This window comes from Pseudomonas sp. AC193 (assembly GCF_979258075.1).
The window spans coordinates 5253958-5275000 of the sequence record NZ_OZ409832.1 but is presented as its reverse complement, the minus strand read 5'-3'; the positions used below and the strand labels follow the sequence as shown (position 1 = coordinate 5275000).

13 protein-coding genes, 3 rRNA genes and 1 pseudogene (1 of these 17 cut by a window edge) are annotated in these 21043 nt (G+C 58.1%); 7 read left to right on the top strand and 10 right to left on the bottom strand.

Annotation, left to right across the window (positions count from 1 at the left end; all coding sequences use genetic code 11):
• From ACZZ0D_RS23615 to rrf (ACZZ0D_RS23605), 3 genes are all read left to right on the top strand, one after another.
• Nucleotides 1-2296: ribosomal RNA gene (locus ACZZ0D_RS23615) — 23S ribosomal RNA — on the top strand; it begins 600 nt to the left of the window's first position.
• Nucleotides 2297-2469: 173 nt separating this feature from the next.
• Nucleotides 2470-2585: ribosomal RNA gene (gene rrf / locus ACZZ0D_RS23610) — 5S ribosomal RNA — on the top strand.
• 105 nt (nucleotides 2586-2690) lie between these two features.
• Nucleotides 2691-2806, top strand: a 5S ribosomal RNA gene (rrf, locus tag ACZZ0D_RS23605).
• Nucleotides 2807-2878: 72 nt separating this feature from the next.
• Here rrf (ACZZ0D_RS23605) and ACZZ0D_RS23600 read toward each other — a convergent pair.
• The 4 genes from ACZZ0D_RS23600 to ACZZ0D_RS23585 all read right to left on the bottom strand — a co-directional run bounded on the left by ACZZ0D_RS23600 (nucleotide 2879) and on the right by ACZZ0D_RS23585 (nucleotide 8229).
• Nucleotides 2879-4057 (bottom strand): PepSY-associated TM helix domain-containing protein, encoded by a 1179-nt coding sequence (locus ACZZ0D_RS23600; protein WP_463554421.1) that lies wholly within the window; start codon nucleotides 4055-4057, stop codon nucleotides 2879-2881.
• 77 nt (nucleotides 4058-4134) lie between these two features.
• Entirely contained in the window at nucleotides 4135-6639 is a 2505-nt protein-coding gene (locus ACZZ0D_RS23595; protein WP_463554420.1) for a TonB-dependent siderophore receptor, read from the bottom strand.
• Between the two features lie 88 nt (nucleotides 6640-6727).
• On the bottom strand, nucleotides 6728-7729 hold the full coding sequence (locus ACZZ0D_RS23590; protein WP_463554419.1) for a FecR domain-containing protein: 1002 nt from the start codon (nucleotides 7727-7729) through the stop codon (nucleotides 6728-6730).
• Nucleotides 7729-8229, bottom strand: a complete 501-nt coding sequence (locus ACZZ0D_RS23585) for a sigma-70 family RNA polymerase sigma factor (protein WP_026000801.1) — start codon at nucleotides 8227-8229, stop codon at nucleotides 7729-7731. Before ACZZ0D_RS23585 ends, ACZZ0D_RS23590 begins: the two co-directional genes overlap by 1 nt.
• Before the next feature lie 360 nt (nucleotides 8230-8589).
• Here ACZZ0D_RS23585 and ACZZ0D_RS23580 point away from each other — a divergent pair.
• Nucleotides 8590-9615, top strand: a pseudogene (locus ACZZ0D_RS23580) (HAMP domain-containing protein); the annotation flags it as partial.
• 69 nt (nucleotides 9616-9684) lie between these two features.
• The gene (locus tag ACZZ0D_RS23575) at nucleotides 9685-10470 is read left to right on the top strand and encodes a methyl-accepting chemotaxis protein (protein WP_463554836.1); all 786 of its coding nucleotides are present in this window, start codon (nucleotides 9685-9687) and stop codon (nucleotides 10468-10470) included.
• A 111-nt stretch (nucleotides 10471-10581) separates the two neighbouring features.
• Here the strand turns inward: ACZZ0D_RS23575 and ACZZ0D_RS23570 are convergent, their stop codons facing one another.
• From ACZZ0D_RS23570 to ACZZ0D_RS23550, 5 genes are all read right to left on the bottom strand, one after another.
• Nucleotides 10582-11049 (bottom strand): SRPBCC family protein, encoded by a 468-nt coding sequence (locus ACZZ0D_RS23570; RefSeq protein ID WP_463554418.1) that lies wholly within the window; start codon nucleotides 11047-11049, stop codon nucleotides 10582-10584.
• Nucleotides 11050-11071: 22 nt separating this feature from the next.
• Nucleotides 11072-14464, bottom strand: a complete 3393-nt coding sequence (locus tag ACZZ0D_RS23565; RefSeq protein ID WP_463554417.1) for an amino acid adenylation domain-containing protein — start codon at nucleotides 14462-14464, stop codon at nucleotides 11072-11074.
• A gap of 10 nt (nucleotides 14465-14474) precedes the next feature.
• Nucleotides 14475-15404 (bottom strand): diiron oxygenase, encoded by a 930-nt coding sequence (locus tag ACZZ0D_RS23560; RefSeq protein WP_463554416.1) that lies wholly within the window; start codon nucleotides 15402-15404, stop codon nucleotides 14475-14477.
• Complete coding sequence (locus ACZZ0D_RS23555; protein ID WP_463554415.1) at nucleotides 15401-16177, bottom strand: DUF3050 domain-containing protein; 777 nt, start codon at nucleotides 16175-16177, stop codon at nucleotides 15401-15403. The genes ACZZ0D_RS23560 and ACZZ0D_RS23555 overlap by 4 nt, the downstream gene beginning before the upstream one ends.
• Before the next feature lie 769 nt (nucleotides 16178-16946).
• Entirely contained in the window at nucleotides 16947-17657 is a 711-nt protein-coding gene (locus ACZZ0D_RS23550; RefSeq protein WP_053116428.1) for a GntR family transcriptional regulator, read from the bottom strand.
• Between the two features lie 193 nt (nucleotides 17658-17850).
• On the opposite strand from ACZZ0D_RS23550, the gene lapG reads away from it, so the two are divergent.
• Entirely contained in the window at nucleotides 17851-18543 is a 693-nt protein-coding gene (gene lapG / locus ACZZ0D_RS23545) for a cysteine protease LapG (protein ID WP_053116429.1), read from the top strand.
• A 14-nt stretch (nucleotides 18544-18557) separates the two neighbouring features.
• Nucleotides 18558-20504 (top strand): cyclic di-GMP receptor LapD, encoded by a 1947-nt coding sequence (gene lapD / locus ACZZ0D_RS23540; protein WP_463554414.1) that lies wholly within the window; start codon nucleotides 18558-18560, stop codon nucleotides 20502-20504.
• 169 nt (nucleotides 20505-20673) lie between these two features.
• Here the strand turns inward: lapD and ACZZ0D_RS23535 are convergent, their stop codons facing one another.
• On the bottom strand, nucleotides 20674-21012 hold the full coding sequence (locus ACZZ0D_RS23535) for a hypothetical protein (protein ID WP_053116431.1): 339 nt from the start codon (nucleotides 21010-21012) through the stop codon (nucleotides 20674-20676).
• Nucleotides 21013-21043 lie beyond the last annotated feature (31 nt).

The window sequence follows — 21043 nt, the reverse complement described above, 5'->3', positions numbered from 1 at the left end:
ACCGAATAGGGGAGGCGTAGCGAAAGCGAGTCTTAATAGGGCGTCTAGTCGCTGGGAATAGACCCGAAACCGGGCGATCTATCCATGGGCAGGTTGAAGGTTGGGTAACACTAACTGGAGGACCGAACCGACTACCGTTGAAAAGTTAGCGGATGACCTGTGGATCGGAGTGAAAGGCTAATCAAGCTCGGAGATAGCTGGTTCTCCTCGAAAGCTATTTAGGTAGCGCCTCATGTATCACTGTAGGGGGTAGAGCACTGTTTCGGCTAGGGGGTCATCCCGACTTACCAAACCGATGCAAACTCCGAATACCTACAAGTGCCGAGCATGGGAGACACACGGCGGGTGCTAACGTCCGTCGTGAAAAGGGAAACAACCCAGACCGTCAGCTAAGGTCCCAAAGTTATGGTTAAGTGGGAAACGATGTGGGAAGGCTTAGACAGCTAGGAGGTTGGCTTAGAAGCAGCCACCCTTTAAAGAAAGCGTAATAGCTCACTAGTCGAGTCGGCCTGCGCGGAAGATGTAACGGGGCTCAAACCATACACCGAAGCTACGGGTATCACCTTCGGGTGATGCGGTAGAGGAGCGTTCTGTAAGCCTGTGAAGGTGAGTTGAGAAGCTTGCTGGAGGTATCAGAAGTGCGAATGCTGACATGAGTAACGACAATGGGTGTGAAAAACACCCACGCCGAAAGACCAAGGTTTCCTGCGCAACGTTAATCGACGCAGGGTTAGTCGGTCCCTAAGGCGAGGCTGAAAAGCGTAGTCGATGGAAAACAGGTTAATATTCCTGTACTTCTGGTTATTGCGATGGAGGGACGGAGAAGGCTAGGCCAGCTTGGCGTTGGTTGTCCAAGTTTAAGGTGGTAGGCTGAGATCTTAGGTAAATCCGGGATCTTAAGGCCGAGAGCTGATGACGAGTGTTCTTTTAGAACACGAAGTGGTTGATGCCATGCTTCCAAGAAAAGCTTCTAAGCTTCAGGTAACCAGGAACCGTACCCCAAACCGACACAGGTGGTTGGGTAGAGAATACCAAGGCGCTTGAGAGAACTCGGGTGAAGGAACTAGGCAAAATGGCACCGTAACTTCGGGAGAAGGTGCGCCGGTGAGGGTGAAGGACTTGCTCCGTAAGCTCATGCCGGTCGAAGATACCAGGCCGCTGCGACTGTTTATTAAAAACACAGCACTCTGCAAACACGAAAGTGGACGTATAGGGTGTGACGCCTGCCCGGTGCCGGAAGGTTAATTGATGGGGTTAGCTAACGCGAAGCTCTTGATCGAAGCCCCGGTAAACGGCGGCCGTAACTATAACGGTCCTAAGGTAGCGAAATTCCTTGTCGGGTAAGTTCCGACCTGCACGAATGGCGTAACGATGGCGGCGCTGTCTCCACCCGAGACTCAGTGAAATTGAAATCGCTGTGAAGATGCAGTGTATCCGCGGCTAGACGGAAAGACCCCGTGAACCTTTACTATAGCTTTGCACTGGACTTTGAATTTGCTTGTGTAGGATAGGTGGGAGGCTTTGAAGCGTGGACGCCAGTTCGCGTGGAGCCAACCTTGAAATACCACCCTGGCAACTTTGAGGTTCTAACTCAGGTTCGGTTATCCGGATCGAGGACAGTGTATGGTGGGTAGTTTGACTGGGGCGGTCTCCTCCTAAAGAGTAACGGAGGAGTACGAAGGTGCGCTCAGACCGGTCGGAAATCGGTCGTAGAGTATAAAGGCAAAAGCGCGCTTGACTGCGAGACAGACACGTCGAGCAGGTACGAAAGTAGGTCTTAGTGATCCGGTGGTTCTGTATGGAAGGGCCATCGCTCAACGGATAAAAGGTACTCCGGGGATAACAGGCTGATACCGCCCAAGAGTTCATATCGACGGCGGTGTTTGGCACCTCGATGTCGGCTCATCACATCCTGGGGCTGAAGCCGGTCCCAAGGGTATGGCTGTTCGCCATTTAAAGTGGTACGCGAGCTGGGTTTAGAACGTCGTGAGACAGTTCGGTCCCTATCTGCCGTGGACGTTTGAGATTTGAGAGGGGCTGCTCCTAGTACGAGAGGACCGGAGTGGACGAACCTCTGGTGTTCCGGTTGTCACGCCAGTGGCATTGCCGGGTAGCTATGTTCGGAATAGATAACCGCTGAAAGCATCTAAGCGGGAAACTAGCCTCAAGATGAGATCTCACTGGAACCTTGAGTTCCCTGAAGGGCCGTCGAAGACTACGACGTTGATAGGTTGGGTGTGTAAGCGCTGTGAGGCGTTGAGCTAACCAATACTAATTGCCCGTGAGGCTTGACCATATAACACCCAAGCAATTTGCTTGCTTCGAAGCTGAAAAGCGAAAGAGCACCAGATTGCGGTGTGTGAAGACGAAACGAACCGAAAGTTCGAAACGCTCGCAAAACACCGAAAGCTGTCACATACCCAATTTGCTGAAGCGAGGCCAACTGGCCACGACTCAGTACCCGAATTTCTTGACGACCATAGAGCGTTGGAACCACCTGATCCCATCCCGAACTCAGCAGTGAAACGATGCATCGCCGATGGTAGTGTGGGGTTTCCCCATGTGAGAGTAGGTCATCGTCAAGATTAAATTCCGAAACCCCAATTGCGAAAGCAGTTGGGGTTTTGTTTTAGTAGAAGTATCTGTTTTTGCTGGCTTGTTACCGTGTTGACGGGCCAGATAAAGAATTTCTTGACGACCATAGAGCGTTGGAACCACCTGATCCCATCCCGAACTCAGTAGTGAAACGATGCATCGCCGATGGTAGTGTGGGGTTTCCCCATGTGAGAGTAGGTCATCGTCAAGATTAAATTCCGAAACCCCTGTCTGCTAACGCAGACAGGGGTTTTGTCATTTCAGGGTCTGCACAATCCAATGATCAAACCGCTTTACGTGCCTTGCTGATACGTCGAGCCTGCCATTTGCGCCACCAGATGTAGACGCCAGTCCCTGACAACCCCGCAATCAAAACACCTAACACCGCGATCATTACTTGCCCCGTCACACCAATGATCCGTCCACCGTGTATCGGTAACTGCAACCGGTAAAACTGTTCACCTAACGTCCCCTGTCCCGCGATCTCCTGACCTAACAATCGCCCATCGGTACCGTGAAAGAACAGCCAGGACTTACCATGTGCTTCAGTGTCATGCTGCCCGAATCCTGCGCCGTAGAAGTTGTACTCAAAGCTGTAATACAACTCCCCAATCGCCGCTGTCAGCCCCAACCTTTTTCCCTCCTCTAATGCCCTCTCATACGCCTGTTGATAACTCAATCGAGTCACCCCCAACTCTGAGGAAGGCATTCGTCCTCGCGCCTCGTAGACGCTCGGCTCAATCGGTGAAAACAGCGACACCGCAGGCTTGAACACCTGACTCGGCAAGTTCATGGCCACGCTGCTTACCGCGATCGGCAGCAACAACAGCCACAGCCATAATCCACCCGCGCGATGCAGATCGAAGTTAAGCCGATAGGCATGCCCGCCCTTGACCTTCCAGGCCGTCGACCACTTCTTCCAGAACGGCTTGCCACGCGGCAACGTCAGCGACAGCGCCACAAAGCAATCGATGACCCACGCGATTGCCACCAAGCCCATCAACCACAGTCCCCAGTTCCCCGGTAGCGTCAGGTTGTAGTGGAATTCGAGAATGAACGGGACGAAATTCTCCCGTTGAAAACAGCACTCGCCCCAATAACGCTGACCCTTTTGTTCAGCATTCACCGGATCCAGATAGAACACCTGATTGCGCTCATCGAACGGCTTGCCCATCGCCGGATCGTTACGTGGCACCGCCGCCAATAGCGCGGTATGCCCGGCCTCATGCGGATACTCCATGTACCAGACCTGCAGCTTCGGATGCGCAGACTGCACCGCATCAACCAGCTCACCCGGCGGCAATCGCGAACCCTCGGCAGACGCCGAATAAAATTGCGGATTCAGCCACTCATCCAGCTCATGGTTGAACGCCAGAATGCTTCCGGTAATCCCGGCCAGCAGCAGGAACACTGCCGTGGCCAAACCGATATAGCGATGCAACAAAACCAGAAACGCACGCATGAAAATTTTCCCCACTGAAACGACAAAGCCAGCCCTGAATTTCAGGGGCTGGCTTTTTTATGCACGAGACAAATGACTTAGAACTGGTAGCTGACCGTCGCCGCGACGTTACGCTCTTCGCCCATGTAGCAGAAGTTCAGACTGGCGCAGGAAGCGACGTAGGACTCGTTGGTCAGATTGTTCGCGTTCAGGCGTACGTCGACGCCCTTCAAGCCAACCTTGCCCAAGTCATAACCGATCGAGGCGTCGAAGAGTGTGTAGGACGGCACCTTCAACGTATTTTCCGCATCCGCCCAGCTGTAACCGACATAGCGCACACCACCGCCCAGACGCAGGCCATCGAGCGCTGCGCTGTCGAACTTGTAGTCAGCCCACAACGACGCCATGTGTCGCGGCGCCTGCGTTGGCGAGTTGCCTTTGTTCTCGATCACATCGGTCGGCGTGCTCAAGGTGCTGATCATCGACTTCGAATATTCGATGTCGGTGAAGGTGTAGCTGCCGAGCACTTTCAAGTTGTCGGTCAGTTGCATGTGCGCTTCCAGCTCCAGACCTTGCGAGCGGACAGCGCCTACAGCGCGGTAGAAGTTTTCCTGCGGCAGTTTGGTCGCCAGGTTCTCCTGGTCGATGCGGAACAGCGACGCGGTGAACAGATTGTCAGTGCCCGGCGGTTGGTACTTCAAACCGACTTCCCACTGCGTGCCATCGGTAGGCGCCAACGGATTACCGGCGCTGTCGGCATAGGAGTTCGGGTTGAACGATTCCGAGTAGCTGACATAAGGCGCCAGACCGTTATCGAACAGGTACAACGCACCCGCGCGGCCGGTCAGTTTGGTGCGTCGGTCGTTGATCTCTGTACCCTCCGGACGCCCCGCTTCAGCGATGCGGTTCTCATCGGAAGTCTCGACCCAATCCTGACGCAGGCCCAGCGAGAAGCGCCATTTATCCATCTCGATCAGGTCTTGCAGGTATACGCCGGTCTGCTCCAGACGACGCAGATAGCTGGTCTCGCCGTACATATCGATCGCCGAGTTGCCGTACACCGGGTTGAACGCATTGATCGGCGCGAGTCCGCCGCTGGTCCAGTCGACCACAGTTTTACGCCGCTGGTAATCCGCACCCATCAACACGGTGTGCTTGGTCGCGCCGGTGAAAAATTCCGCCTGAAGCATGTTGTCGACGATGAACGCATGCAGGCGCTCATCACCGCCGGTGTAGTAGCGGTTCAGCTCGTTGCTGGTCGGCGTCGTCCAGCCATAGGCGTAGACCTGATCCATGTTCACTTTGGAATCGAGGTAGCGGAAGTTCTGTCGAGCGGTGAAGACATCATTGAAGCGATGTTCGAACTGATAACCGAATGACTGCTGATCACGCGAGTAACCGTCAATGCCCGGCTCGCCCTCGAAGAAGTGCGGCGAGATCCGGTTGCCGTTGCGCTGATGGATCGTGCCGTCCGCCGGCACGCCGCCGTGGTAGCCGCCATCCGGATCGTGTTGCAGATACGCCTGCAAGGTCAGCGACGTGTCTTCATTGAAATCGATGCTGACGGTTGGCGACAGCGCAAAGCGTTTTTCCTTGTTGTGGTCGAACTGCGTGTCGGACTGATCCGTTAACCCGATCAGACGATAGGCAATGCGCTTGTCGTCATCGACCGGGCCGCTGAAGTCAAAACCGACCCCGCGCTGACCTTGCGTACCGACGGTGGCTTGCACCTGATGGTAAGCCTCGTAAAGCGGCTTTTTACTGGTCAGAGCCACCAGACCGCCCGGTGAACTGCGGCCATACAGAACCGACGACGGCCCCTTGAGAATGTCCACGCGTTCCAGGAAATACGGATCGACCTGCATGGTGCTGTAAGTGCCGCTGTCGCCCATCGACTTGAGGCCGTCGAGGTAAATGTTATCCACCGAGCCGTCGTTGAAGCCGCGCATCGCCACGTAGTCATAGCGATGGGTCGCGCCATACGGATTGGTCAGCACACCCGGGGTGTAGCGCATGGTTTGCGAGACGGTTTGCGAACCTTGGTCGTCCATTTGCTCGCGAGTGACTACCGACACGCTCTGCGAGGTTTCCAGCAATGCGGTACTGGTTTTGGTGGCGATCTGGCTGTGCGTGGCGTTGTAGCCATCCATGCTGCCCAGCGCGTTGCCGAGGGCGAAGCCTTTGATGTCGGTGGTCGGCAGGGCCAGCGCTTCGGTTTCGGCGGTCGGGCGCAGGACGTAGCTGCTGCCATCCTGACTGACCGCTTCCAGACCGGATCCGCCGAGCAAATGGCTCAGCGCCTGATCGGTCGAATATTCACCCTGTACACCCGGCGATTGCCGGCCCTGAGTTTGCTGCGGCGTCATCGACAAGGTGATGCCGGCCTGACGTGCGAACTGATTCAGCGCTTCGCCCAGCGGTCCGGCAGCGACGTTGTAGCGCTGGCCGACTTCACTGTTAACGGTGTCGGCCGCCACGCTGACGCTTGGCAGCACAGCGACGCCCAACGCAGTGGAAAACAGCGCCGCCCGAACGGCGTGGCGCAACAGGCCCGATTCGCAGGTGAAATTCAGAGGGTTCTTACAGGTGGCGCGGACAGTCATTGTAGGTTTCCGTAGGAAGTCGCAAACGCTTGAATTGAAGTGCTTACTGACTAAGCCGGACTTGCCGCAAAAACCCGCCAAAATAATTTCAGACCACACGTTCCAGGGTCACCCACCAGCGTGTGCGATAGCGCAACTGCACCGGCAAGGTCTGCGGCAGGATGGCCAGCAACTTGTCGGTGTCTTCGAGGCGAAACACGCCGGACAGGCGCAAATCGGAAACCTCTGATGCGCAATTCAGAAAACCCTGACGATAGCGGCCGACTTCCTTGAGGAAATCGCCCAGACGCATGTTGCGCGTAACGATCAAGCCGTCGACCCACGCGCCCGCATCCATATCCAGCGCCGGTGCCGGACGCACTTGATAGGGATCGATCAGATAACTTTGTCCGGCCAGCGCTTCGATAACAGTCCCGGCAGAATGAATGGCCACCTGCCCGTGGGTGACGCTCAGCCGCGTGCAATCGCTGTCCTGACGCAGGATGAACCGCGCATTCTGCGGCTCGTAGGATCCGTCACGACTATGCACGCGCAGCGGCCGCTCGAAGTCGGCGCCTTCATCGGCGCCACCACAGGTGACGATGATTTCGCCACGCGTCAGTTTGATCAGCCGTTGTTGCGCGGTGTAATCCAGATCCACCGCGCTGGCGGTATTGAGTTCGATCCGCGTGCCGTCCGGTAACTGGAAACCACGCCGCTCGCCGGTGGCCGTGGCGTAATCGGCGCTCCATTGCTGCCACGCGGCCGTGTCTTTGGCCAGCCATGCGGCGGAGCCCATCAACACTGCGCCAGACAACAGCTTCAACGCCTGCCGACGATTCAGCCCCTGAGCACTGTTCTCCAGGGTATTGAATGCCACTTGTGCACCCGGCACCGCGCGCAGGTTGTTGCTCAACTCGGCGTGCAGCGACTGCACGCGTTGCCAGGCCAATTCATGTTCATGATGCTCGGCGCGCCACTGTTCGCACTGGCGATTCAGCCGCGCATTGCCATGGTTATTACGCAGACGCAGCAGCCAGTGAATGGCTTGCTTCACTGCTTTTTGCGGAGGTTCGGCGCGACGGCCGAGGGACAAGTTATCCACAGCCATCAGCTTTCGTACCGCAGCACGTAGCAGTGATACAGCGCATCGGCGACGTAACGTTCCACCGAGCGCAGCGACAAACCCATCTGCTCGGCAATCTGCTTGTGGGTCAAACCTTCGCACTGCGCCAGGAGAAATGCCTGACGCACTTTCGGCTTCAATCCTTCAAGCATGCGCGCGATGCTTTCGAGCAATTCGATCACCAGCGCACGGGCTTCGGCACTCGGCGTTTCGGCTTCGGGCAAATGGGCGATGGTTTCCAGGTAGGCGCGTTCGATTTCCTCGCGGCGCCAGTGGTCGATTACCAGACCACGGGCGATAGTTCGCAAAAAGGCGCGGGGCGCTTTCAGTTCTAGGCGTTCGGTGCGTTGCAGCAGACGCACGAAGGTGTCCTGTGCCAGATCCGCCGCATCCGCTGCGTTGCCCAGCCGTGCGCGCAGCCAGGCGTTGAGCCAGCCGTGATGACTACTGTAAAGCGCCTGAACGGCGAACTCGGGTGAGGACATGAACGCGGCTGCCAAAACGTCACAAATGATAATTAGTCGCATTGTTATCAAGGGTTACAGGTTTTGCAACCGCCGCTCGAACATCCGTCCTAAAAAATTTTGCTGCGCAGGCTCTAGCACGCCGTTCGGCGGGAATCCGAGGCAAAAGCCTCCATTTCCCACGCAACCCTAAGATTTCTCCTTCACGTGCCGACAGACTGGTGAGACATGCGTGCACCAAAGTAGAGCGACCGGCAGAACGTTGCCTACCCGTCACTGGAAATCAGAGCGTTTGACTCTTCAGCGCTGCTGAACATCGGAGCTACATGGAATGTTGCATCTGGAACGCATCCCCACCTTCGGCATAAGAAGTCCCATGAAATGAATCTCAAGTTCAGCCATAAAATTTTGTTGGCCGCCTCGGGCGTCGTGGTCCTGGCTTTCGCGTTATTCACCCTCTACAACGATTATCTGCAGCGAAACACCATTCGCCAGAACCTCCAATCCTCCGTACAGCAGGCCGGCGATCTGACCGCCAGCAGCGTGCAGAACTGGATGAGCGGGCGGATTCTGGTGTTGGAAAACCTCGCGCAGAACGTCGCTCATCAAGTCAAAGACGCTGACTTGCCGGGTCTGGTCGACCAACCGGCCTTCACCCAGAACTTCCAGTTCACCTACGTCGGTCAGGCCAACGGTGTCTTCACCCAGCGCCCTGACGCGAAGATGCCGGACGGTTACGATCCGCGTCAGCGCCCTTGGTACAAACAAGCGGTCGCCGCCGATAAAACCATGCTCACCCCGCCGTACATGGCTGCTGTCGGTGGCCTGGTGGTGACCATCGCCATGCCGGTCAAACACAACGGCGAATTGCTCGGTGTGGTTGGCGGTGACCTGAGCCTGGAAACCCTGGTGAAGATCATCAACTCGGTGGACTTCGGTGGCCTCGGCCATGCGTTTCTGGTCAGCGCTGACGGTCAGGTGATCGTCAGCCCGGACAAAGATCAGGTGATGAAAAACCTCAAGGACATCTACCCGAACAGCAACGTGCGCATCGAAAAGGGCAACCAGAATGTGCTGCTCAACGGCGAGGAACGCATTCTGTCGTTCACCCCGGTCAGCGACTTGCCGAATGCGCAGTGGTACATCGGTCTGTCGATCGATCGCGACAAAGCCTACGCCGCACTCAGCCAATTCCGCACCTCGGCGCTGATCGCGATGTTCGTAGCCGTGGGCGCGATTGCCTTGCTGCTGAGCCTGCTGATCAATGTGTTGATGCGTCCGCTGACCACCATGGGCCGTGCGATGCAGGACATTGCGCAGGGCGAGGGTGATTTGACCCGCCGTCTGGTCGTAGAGAGCAAAGACGAATTCGGTGAACTGGGCAGCGCATTCAACCAGTTCGTTGAGCGGATCCACGCGTCGATTTCCGAAGTGTCCTCGGCGACCCGCCAAGTGCATGACTTATCGCAACGAGTGATGGCGTCGTCCAACGCCTCGATCGTCGGTTCCGACGAACAAAGTGCGCGCACCAACAGCGTCGCGGCGGCGATCAACGAATTGGGCGCCGCCACGCAGGAAATCGCGCGCAATGCCGCCGATGCTTCGCAGCACGCCAGCGGCGCGAGCGAGCAGGCCGAAGATGGTCGTCAGGTGGTGGAACAAACCATTCTGGCGATGACCGAGTTGTCGCAGAAAATCAGCCTGTCGTGCACGCAGATCGAAACCCTGAATGCGAGTACCGACAACATCGGCCACATCCTCGATGTGATCAAAGGCATCTCGCAGCAGACCAACCTGTTGGCGCTGAACGCGGCGATTGAAGCGGCGCGTGCCGGTGAGGCCGGGCGTGGTTTTGCCGTGGTCGCGGATGAGGTGCGTAACCTGGCCCATCGCACCCAGGAATCGGCGGAAGAGATCCACAAAATGATCACTTCCTTGCAAGTCGGTTCGCGTGAAGCGGTGAGTACGATGAACGCCAGTCAGGCATCCAGCGAGCAAAGCGTGGAAGTGGCCAATCAGGCCGGTTTGCGCCTGGTCAGCGTGACCCAGCGCATCGGTGAAATCGACGGCATGAACCAGTCGGTGGCAGCGGCGACGGAAGAGCAGACGGCGGTGGTGGAAACCCTCAATGTCGACGTTAACCAGATCAACATGCTGAACCAGCAAAGTGTGGCCAACCTCAATGAAACGTTGAAGGATTGCGATGCGTTGTCGCAGCAGGCGAATCGGTTGAAGCAGTTGGTCGACAGTTTCAAAATCTGACCGCGTTATCGTTCTTCGCGAGCAGGCTCGCTCCCACAGTTGGAATGCGTTCCCCTGTGGGAGCGGGCTTGCTCGCGAAAGCGGTGGTTCATTCACCACACATCTATAGCCTTAAACAAACAGCCTCAAAACATTCCCCATCGCATCATCCGCAAACCCCTGCACAAAATCCCTGAACCCCGGCAGCGCCTCTTCGCCACCGCCGGCAGGCTCGGCAATGATCGTCCACGTCGCGCGGGATTTGCCCGTGCCCAGCGCTTCCACATTCATCGCCGCCCACAGATTCGCCACGCCCAGCGTGTTGTAGATCGTCGTCCAGGTCATGCTCCGCGCCTGGTCGTCGCGGGAGTTGAGTTGCTCGACCACCACGTTGCCATCCTTGAAAAATTTCTTGCGCAGCGAGGACACGCCCTCGCCGGTCATTTCGATGTGCGACAGCGCCGGAATGAAGCGGTCGAAACCGCCGAAATTACCGACCACCGCCCAGACCTGCGCCGCGTCGACCGGCACTTCCACCGAAGACACAACGTGGCAGCCATGGGGGTTTTTGATCAGGGTGTCGGGTTGCAGAGTGCTCATGGTGTTGCTCCTTGTTGTTGGATCAGATGAAGTTGATTTCTTTCAGGTAAGCGCAGCCGCGACGCAGCAGCGCCGGGGATTTCTGCGGGTAGTGCGCGCCCATTTGCTGGACGCCGGCTTCAGCGTTGGCGTGGCCGATCAGGGAGATGTCGCCGATGTCTTCTTCAAAGCCGTTGAGGTAGAAACCGAGCACGCCGAACAGCGCGTTATCGGCGTCGACGCGGCCGAGTTGCTGCTGCCAGTCGGCGACGCTGACCAGTGAGAATTCGCTGCCGGTTTCGCGGAAGGAAGCAACGTAGGCATCCCAGCTCAGCGGCTCTGGGTTATGCAGGTTGAACACCGCGTGATCGGGCGAATATCGGCTGGCATGGAAAGCGATAAACCGCGCGAGAAAATCCACCGGCATCAGGTCGAAATTCAACGCGAAGGCCGGCACCTGGCCGAGCTGAATCGAACCTTTGAGCATCAGCATCAAACGGTTTTTGTGCGGCTGACACACGCCGCTCAGGCTGTTGAAACTGATGTTGCCGGGTCGATACAGATTGACCCGTACGCCGCGTTCCCGCGCGCGTTCGAGGATGCGCTCGCCGACCCATTTCGACAGGTTGTAGCCGTTGCGGATGTAGATCGGCGGCGTTGGCGCGGCAGGCAATTCCAGCACTCGTCCCGCGTCGTCGACCGTACTTGAAGCCGACAGCGTCGAGACAAAATTGAAGACCTTTTTGCTCTGACCTTCGCACAGGCGCAGCAGGGCGAAAATCGGCTCGACGTTGTCCGCCGCCAGTGACTCGTAGTCGAGCACGTGATTGACGTTGGCGGCGTTGTGTACCAGCGCGCCGAACTCGCGATCGAGACGCTGATAATCGTCGTCGGCCAAGCCCAATTGCGGGCGAGTGATATCTGCCGCGTAAACCCGCACCCGACTCAGATCCAGATGCTCCAGACGGTTTTCGCGCAGTGACTGCGCAAAGCGCTGCGCCGCCGTTTGCCCGCCGCCGTCACGCACCAGACACGCGACCTCGCTGGCGCCCCAACCGAGCAGCGCCTCGACGATGTGCACTCCGACAAAACTGTTGGCGCCAGTGACGATGACCTTGTGCACATCGCCCATGCGGCTGATCGGCAGCGGCTCGATTTCCAGCACACGTTCGGCGTCGGCCATCGCTTGAGCGCTGAGTACCGCGCTGTCATCGGTGCCGCGCACCAGCGTCGCGAGTTTGATGATGGTCGGCAGTTCGATGAAGCGATTGATCGAGATGCTGCGACCAAATTCCTCACGCAAACGCAGCAACATCCGCGACAACAAAATCGAATGGCCGCCGAGATTGAAAAAGCTTTCGTCGGTGGAGATGTCGCTGACGGGCAGCTCCAACAACTCGGCCCAGATCTCCAGCAACAACGCTTCATCAGCATTCGCCGGCAGACATTTCGGGCCGTTGTCCTGCACGCTCACCGGCAATTCCAGCAGCGCTTTGCGGTCGACTTTGCCATTGCTGGCGAACGGCATGCTCGGCAGTTCAGTCCACGCCACCGGTTGCATGTAGTCCGGTAAAAACTGCTGGGCGTGGGCCTTCAGTGCATCGCGGGAATCGTCGGATTGTGGCTGGGCGAGGAACGCCAGAATTCGCCGCTGTGGATCAATCACCACGGCTATTTGTCGATACAGCTGGCTTTCGCGCAGGCAGCGTTCGATCTCTTCCGGCTCGACCCGGAAACCACGAATCTTCACCTGATTATCGCGGCGTCCGCACAGCTCGATGCCGTGCTCGCCCCACTTGGCCATGTCGCCGCTGCGGTAAGCGCGCAGGGTTTCGCCATCGGGCAATTGCAGGTTCAGATAACGCTCGGCAGTCTGCTGCGGATTGTTCAAATAGCCGAGGCAAACGCCGGGGCCGACGATGAACAACTCGCCGACGGTGTGCTCGGGCACCGGTTGCAGATCGTCATCGAGAATCAGCACTTGGCTATTGGCAATCGGCGCGCCGAGGCTGCGGTTGCTGTCGCCGGGTGTGAGTTGTCGCGCAGTGATCAACACCGTGGCTTCGGTCGGGCCGTAGAGGTTGTGCAGCGTGCCTTGGCGGGTCAGTTGTTCAATGACGAACGGCTCGCAGACATCGCCGCCGGTCATCACTTGCACGCCTTCCAATTGTTCCAGCGGCAGGATGCTCAGCAGCGCGGGTGGCAGGAAGGCGTGGGTCAGTTGCCGGCGACGGATCAACGCGACCAGTTGCAGCGGATCGCGGCGTTGCGTGTCGTCCGGCACCACCAGTTCGGCGCCTGTGAGCAGGGTCGGGAAGATGTCGATCAGCGACGAATCGAAACTCAGTGAAGAGAACTGCAACACCCGACTCTCGGCGTGCAATTGCACGTAGTCGGCGTACCACGCGGTGAAGTGCGCGAGGTTGTGCTGACTGAGCAATACGCCTTTCGGATGCCCGGTGGTGCCCGAGGTGTAGAGCGCCATGCACGGCGCATCGAGTGCGGGGCGCTGGCGCATCAACACTTGGCTGAGATCTGCTTGGGCGCTGTCGATGCGACTGACGTCCAGCCCTGCCATGGTTGCGCTGAGCGGATGCTCGCCGTCATGCAGCAACAGCAACGCGCCGGCGTTGTGCAGGATGTATTGCTGGCGCTGCAGCGGATGGCTCGGCTCCAGCGGCAGATACACCGCACCGCTGCCGAGAATCGCCAGAATCGAAGCAAACAGCGTCGGGCTTTTCGGCAGGCAGATACCAACCACCCACGGCTGTGGATGCTGCTCAAGAATCGGCAGCAAACGCTGTTGAATTGCTCGGCTGTGGGCATGCAATTGGCGGTAGCTGATGGAGCGTTCGCCGAGGTGCAGCGCCGGACGTTCGGCATGCTCGATCAGGCTCTGTTGCAGCCGCTCGATCAGCGGGATTTGCGCCTGTTTCAGCAGCGCCGGTTTCGCCGTGTGGTTGAGGCGATGGACGTAGGCCAGGCTGTCGAGAAACAGCAGGTTTTCCATCCGCTCGAAATCTGGCGCAGTCACCGTTGAGGCCTGCTGCAGATAGTCCGCATCGCGGGAGAAGCGGCTGACCAGCAACGCCACTTCGTCCACCACGTGTGTCAGCACCCGCTGGCGCAATACCTGGCCGTTGCCCGAAGGCTCGTCGCCAATCGGCACACGGCTGATCAAAGACGAGTCGAGAAAGCACAGCAGATCAAGTGTCGGCAAACCCGCAGCGCTTTGCGCTCCAATACCTAAGCGCAGATGCAAATGCGGAATCGCGCAGAAATCACCGGCGCCGATAAAGCCATCGTCGATGATCAAATCCACCGTCGATTGTGCGGCGCCGCTGCGCGTCAATGCGTGACCGTGTTGTTCCAGTTCCTGCGCCAGGTCGGTCATGGCCTGGCTGGCGCCAATCAGCAAAATGTCGAGACGTTTCATGTCGGCCTCCTCAAACCAGGTAGTCGCGCAGGGCGAGTTGCACGCAAGGCGTGTCGAGCAGCGAGCTGCTGTGGAAGAACTTGACGATGTTGCCCACCAGCGGGTGGTGGCGATTGATCGGGAAGGCCAACCCGGCGATTTCGTCCTTGAGGGATCGCCTTGTGATCTGGCTGACCGGCAGGGCATCGATCAGGCGCAGATCAAAGGATTTCTGGATGTCGTTGGTCAGGTAATGGCCGATGAACACCGGCAGAATCTGCGCGATGGTTTCGCGATCGGCCTCATTGGCGGTGTGCCAATAGATGCGCACCATCCGCGCCCAGAAACTCGAGTGGCGGCCCTCATCGAGCAAGTGGTCGGCCATCAGGCCTTTGATCGACGGCTTGACCGTGTCGTCCCGGGCGAACGCGGCAACGTCGCCGGTCACGGTGTTTTCGGCGATGGCCACGCAGATCAATTCCACGGCGCTGCGCAGGTGTTCCGGGGCCAACGCGACGGCGGCGGGAATCGCTCGGCTGAGTTCGATTTCATCGGGCAACTGGATCGGTTCGATGCCGGTCATCGCCACCGTTTGCTGCATGAAATCCATCGCTACCAACGCGTGGTAATCCTCGTCGACCACCACGGTCATCGCGTCATAACGACAAGCAAACGGAAAGGCCACGGCGAAGCGATTCTTGGCGATGCTGCGCGCGGTCTTGTCGACGATTTCCGTCTCGAAAATCACTACGTCGTTGATGAATTTGTACAAGGTCTGCACCAATGCAAAATCGCGCTGCTGCGGGCACTCACGCAGGAAGGTTTCGCTGAGCACCAGCGGCTGGCGACTGAGCGGATAGATCAGACGCTCATCGTTTTCCAGCACGCGGCGCGGGCGGGTGCGGATGGTCGCGCGGCTTTCCCAAGTGTCGGCGAACGATTGATAGTCGGCGGCATTCATTGCGCGACCTCCGCCAACGGTTCGCGCATGCTCAGGCGCAGGCCGTCCCACAAGGCGATGCGGCTTTCGACAGCGGCGACGGCGCTGGCATAGACCTCGGCTTCGCGCTGCGGATCGCCATCGACCAGACGCTCGAGCAGTTGTTCTGCGGCGGGGCCGTGGTCTTCGGAGTCGACTTCGATGTGCCGTTCCAGGTAGTAGCGGAAGGTCGGTGCTTGCTCGATGCCGATGCCCCAGTCGTCGAGGATGCGCTGGAACATGGTCGGGATCACGCTTTCGCGACCGTGCAGAAACGCCGCTGCAACGCTGTGCCCCGGCGCATGGAGGGCGGTGCGCAGGGTGTCGCGGACAAACTGCGCGGCGGCCGGATCGACGTCGATGCTTTGCAGCGCAACGTCGTAGCTCACGCCTTCCTGTTGCAGCGCGACGAAGCGCTCCACTGCCGTGGTACTCGCGCCGATTTCGCGCATTGCATCCAGGTACAACTCGAAATGGCTGTAGTGACCGTGGGCCAGACGATCGTCCGATTCTTCACCGAGGACGATTTCGTTGATCAGCCGTGCCGCGCGAGAATCACGCGGCGGTAGCCACGGCAAACGCGTGCAGGTCAGTTCCTGCTGCAGGCGTTTGGTCAGCGACATGAAATCCCACACGGCAAACACGTGGGTTTCCATAAAGCGGCGCAAGACCGATAACGAGTTGATCTCGGAAAAGATCGGGTGACTGCTAAGTTCGGCTTTCTTCAGGGCGAGTTGGTGCTTAGTGGGCATCATGATGTCCTTTATCATTGATTATGGAATGGCACTTTTGTTTCAACTGCGCAATCAGTGGAGCGAAGGCTTACATGTGACTTGTCGACAAGCGACAAAGACTTCCAGACGGAAGTTGTTGTACTGGATGTACTGGCGATTAAAGCCTGCGACCTGCTGGAATGCCTCTGTCGTCATGGGTGTGGCATATAGCTTGCGCCGAAGTTTGCAGCGAAGTTCAAACTCGGCGAGAGAAAAGTAATACACGGCAAAAGCATTTAACAAGTGTAATTTTAATTATTTTAAGTTGGATGTTTTTCAAGTATGAGTGCCCCCGATAAAACTTGCGGGTTAAGTTTTATTTGGGCGTAGTTACTCCTTTCAGCCAATAACGGCCAAAATTGATCGACAAGAGTGAATGCCTCACTCGAAGCAACTTTCTAATGAAAAAGATTGGTGTGGTTTGAGGGATGAAAGTTGGCCAGAAATTGCGCCATGACTTTCCTTTTCCCGTGACAAGGCTCCTTCCGTAGGTTCCTGTTGCGGGGGCTGCACCACCAGGCGATGCGCCTCCGTTCTTTATTGGGATTGGCCGTTCAAGAGTGCGGGTAAATGGCCGCGACGGCTATTACCGTTTGGTTATTGCCACGGTGGCAATTTCGTTCGCACAGGCGCAGGGAGGTTAGAGCGAAGACGCCGATCCGCCACAGTGTTTGTGCGCGACCGGTTGAGGGGATTTGTAAGCGGGTTATTCGCCGGGCGGACGCGATGATCCGCGTCCGGCGGGAAGGCTTTAGCGCAGGGCTTTGCGGTTTTGCGCGGCAGGACTGGCGAGATAGCGGGTGATCACCTCGACACCACGGTTGAGGTGCTGCTCAAGTAGCATCACCGAGCGTTCAACGTCGCGCTCGATCGCGGCTTGCAGCAGGGCACGGTGGTCGTCCTGGGAGATCTTGCCCAGGCCCATGGCTTCAAGGTTGAAACGTAGAAAGCGTTCTTCTTCATTGAGACCGTCCTCGACCAGACGCAGCAGGCGCTTGTTCGGCGCCTTGGCGTACAGCGCCATGTGGAACAGGCGATTAAGCCGACCGATTTCGGTGTAGTCGTGTTGGGTTTCGAGTTCGCGGATGTAGCCGGCGGCGAGCTCGTGATCGGCTGCTGTCAGCAACGGAATCGACTGCCGCAGCGCTTCGCCCTCAAGCAGAATGCGCAATTCGTAGGTTTCCGTGGCGTCGCCCTGAATCAGCGCGGCGACCACCGCGCCTTTGTGCGTGGTCACGCTCAGCAGTTCTTGCGCTTCGAGCTGGCGCAACGCTTCGCGCACCGGCATGCGGCTGACCCCGAACAAATCGGCCAAATCCTGCTGGCGCAGGGCGGTGCCGCACGGCAGGCGACCATCGAGAATGGCTGCGCGCAGGGTTTCTTCGATGATCGAGCGGGCCAGGTGTGCAGGAATCGGCCCATCGACTTTAATGCTGTGTAGCGGCTTGGGCTTCTGTGTCACGACTACGCACCCTGTAGGTCGGCTGAATTTGGATCCAAATGACACTAGTGATTGCCCTACAAGTTGTCAAACCGTGTAGAGGAATACTTACCAAACAGTTTAGCGCGATGCCGATGATCTCATCGTGCCATTGTCTTTTAACGGGCTAAGCTTCACCATCAAACGCTTTCCTTCCTGCCCCCGGAAACCTGCTGTGGCGGTACGTTTCGCGATCCCTCGGACTCTGCGCTGGCTAGGCTGCGCACTGCTGCTGGCCAGTCTTATGCTGGGCGGTCTGCATGCCGATTGGGATTTTTCCGCGATCAGCCGCAAAGCCACAGCCCTGTACGGGCCGCTCGGTGCCGGGCAGCAGCGCATCGATGCCTGGCAGAATCTGTTGGCGACGCAGCAACAGGCCAGCGAAATGGACAAGCTGAAAGTGGTGAACCTGTTTTTCAACAAACAGGTGCGCTACGTCGAAGACATCGACCTGTGGCACGAGGTCGATTATTGGGAAACGCCGATCGAGGCGCTGTGGAAGGGCGCTGGCGACTGCGAAGACTATGCGATCGCCAAGTATTTCAGCCTGCGCCATCTCGGCGTTTCCAGTGACAAGCTGCGCATCACCTACGTCAAGGCACTGCGCCAGAATCGCGCGCACATGGTGCTGACGTACTATTCCACCCCCGATGCCATGCCGCTGGTGCTCGACAGCCTGATCGATCAGATTCAACCGGCGTCGCAGCGAACCGATTTGCTGCCGGTCTACTCTTTCAATGCGGAAGGGTTGTATTTGCCGGGCGCCAAGGGCAACAAGAAGGTCGGTGATACCAAACGCCTGTCACGCTGGCAGGATGTGTTGAAGAAAATGCAGGCCGAAGGTTTTCCGGTCGAGACGACTAACTAGGAGCACGCGCTCAGATGTCTTTGTTCAAACAGCTGTTGATCGCTATCTGTCTGTTCCTGGTGGTCGCCTTCACCGGCAGCTTCATGGTCAGTCTGGAAAGCTCGCGTACCCAGTACGTCAACCAGTTGCGCTCGCACGCCCAGGACGCCGCGACGGCGCTGGCCTTGTCGCTGACGCCGAACATCGACGACCCGGCGATGGTCGAGTTGCTGGTCAGTTCGATTTTCGACAGTGGCTATTACGCGAGCATTCGTGTGGTTGATGTGAAAACCGACAAAACCATGGTCGAGCGCAGCGGCAGCCCGGCGGTCACCAACGTGCCGGACTGGTTCGTCAAATTGATCGGCCTGGAGCCCGCCGGTGGCGATGCGCTGGTCAGCCGTGGCTGGGAGCAGGCGGCGCGGGTCGAGGTGGTCAGCCACCCGATGTTCGCTGTGGCCAAGCTGTGGCAGAGCGCGTTGGGCAGCCTTGGCTGGCTGCTGGTCTGTGGCGCGGTGAGTGCGGTGCTTGGTGCGCTGCTGTTGCGCCGGCAATTGAAACCGCTGGATTACATGGTCAAACAATCCCACGCCATCGCCCGCCGCGAATTCCTCAGCCTGCCGGACCTGCCGCGCACACCGGAATTGCGCCGCGTGGTACTGGCCATGAACCAGATGGTCGAGAAACTCAAAGCGCTGTTTCAGGAGCAGGCCGAGCGCAGTGAAAAGCTGCGTGCCGAGTCGTATCAGGACAACCTCACCGGGCTGGCCAACCGGCGTTATTTCGAGATGCAGCTGAACAACCGCGTGAGCAATGCCGAGCAGGCCAGCTCCGGTTATCTGCTGCTGTTGCGGGTCAAGGATCTGGCCGGGCTCAACCAGCGTCTGGGCGGTCAGCGCACGGATGAATTGTTGAAAGCGGTGGGCGAGCAATTGTCCCGCGAGTGCGCCAAATACCCGGAAACCCAGAACCTCGTCACGCGTATTCGTGGCGGTGAATTTGCTGTGTTGGCGCCGGGCCTGGTGCGGGAGGAAGCGCTGCAACTGGCGCAGAATCTCGATACTGCGCTGAGCAGTTTGCACGCCACCGGTGCTACCGATGTCGAGGCCGTGGCATCGATTGGTCTGGCGCCGTTCGCTCATGGTGATTCGCCGCAATCGGTGTTGAGCCTTGGCGATCAGGCGTTGGCGCAAGCCGAAGGGCAGGGCGAGCAGAACTGGGCGTGCCTCGATCAGAGCCTGACCGCCGACGTTGGCGACGATCACCATGCCTGGCACCGCTTGCTCGATCAGGCGCTGACTCAGCAGCGATTCGAGCTGTATTTCCAACCGGTGGTGGCGGCGCAGGACACGCAATTGGTGCTGCATTACAAAGTGCTCTCGCGCTTGCTCGATGAGCACGGCCAGACCATTCCTGCCGGGCGTTTCCTGCCATGGCTGGAGCGCTTCGGCTGGACGGCGCGGCTGGATCGCCTGATGCTTGAGCGCGTGCTGGAGCAGATGAAAGGGCATGAGGATTCGCTGGCGCTGAACTTGTCTTCAGCGACGCTGGCGGATCCGCAGGCGCTGAATAAAGTCTTTGAGATTCTGCGTACGCATTCCAATCTTGGCCCGCGTTTGACCCTGGAAATTGGCGAGGAACAGTTGCCGGATCAGGCTGTGCTGGAGCAGTTGACCCGTCGTCTGCGCGAGTTGGGCTTCTCGCTGAGCCTGCAGCGCTTTGGTGGGCGCTTCAGCATGATCGGCAACCTGGCGCGGCTTGGGTTGGCGTATCTGAAGATTGATGGCAGCTACATTCGGGCGATCGATCAGGAGAGCGACAAGCGTCTGTTTATCGAGGCGATCCAGCGCGCGGCGCACAGTATTGATTTGCCGCTGATTGCCGAGCGGGTCGAGACCGAAGGGGAATTGTCGGTGATTCGCGAGATGGGTTTGTATGGGGTTCAGGGGCAGTTGTTGGGTGAGCCGAAGCCTTGGCAGTAATCTTTTAATTGATGGCGGTCAGTGATGACGCTTTCGCGAGCAAGCCCGCTCCCACAGTGGAATGCATTTCAAATGTGGGACTGGAAAGACAAAAAGATCGCAGCCTTCGGCAGCTCCTACAGGGGAATGCATTCCATGTAGGAGCTGCCGAAGGCTGCGATCTTTTGCTTTAAATCAGCCCGCTCTCATCTTCATCAATCAGCTGGCTCAACCCGCCCAACGCCTCACGTGCCTGGTTACGATCCAGCAGTTTGGCCTGGGCCGCTGGCGGCAGGTCGGTGACGCGGATCACGCCTTTGCTGGTCAGCACTTGAATCAGGTCGTCGAGTACCCGAATCATTTCAAAGTCGCTCTGCTTGAGCTGTTTGAGGCTGTTTTCCACCGCAGCGTTGGCGAACCACGCCTGGATTTCATGGTTGTCGGCCGGCAGCGTTTCCGTGGCTTCGGCGTAAGCCGCCGCTTCCACGCGCGTCAACACACCTTGCGCATCGCGTTGCACGTAAAACATTGAGCATCCCTCAGAAATGAACCAGCGTCAT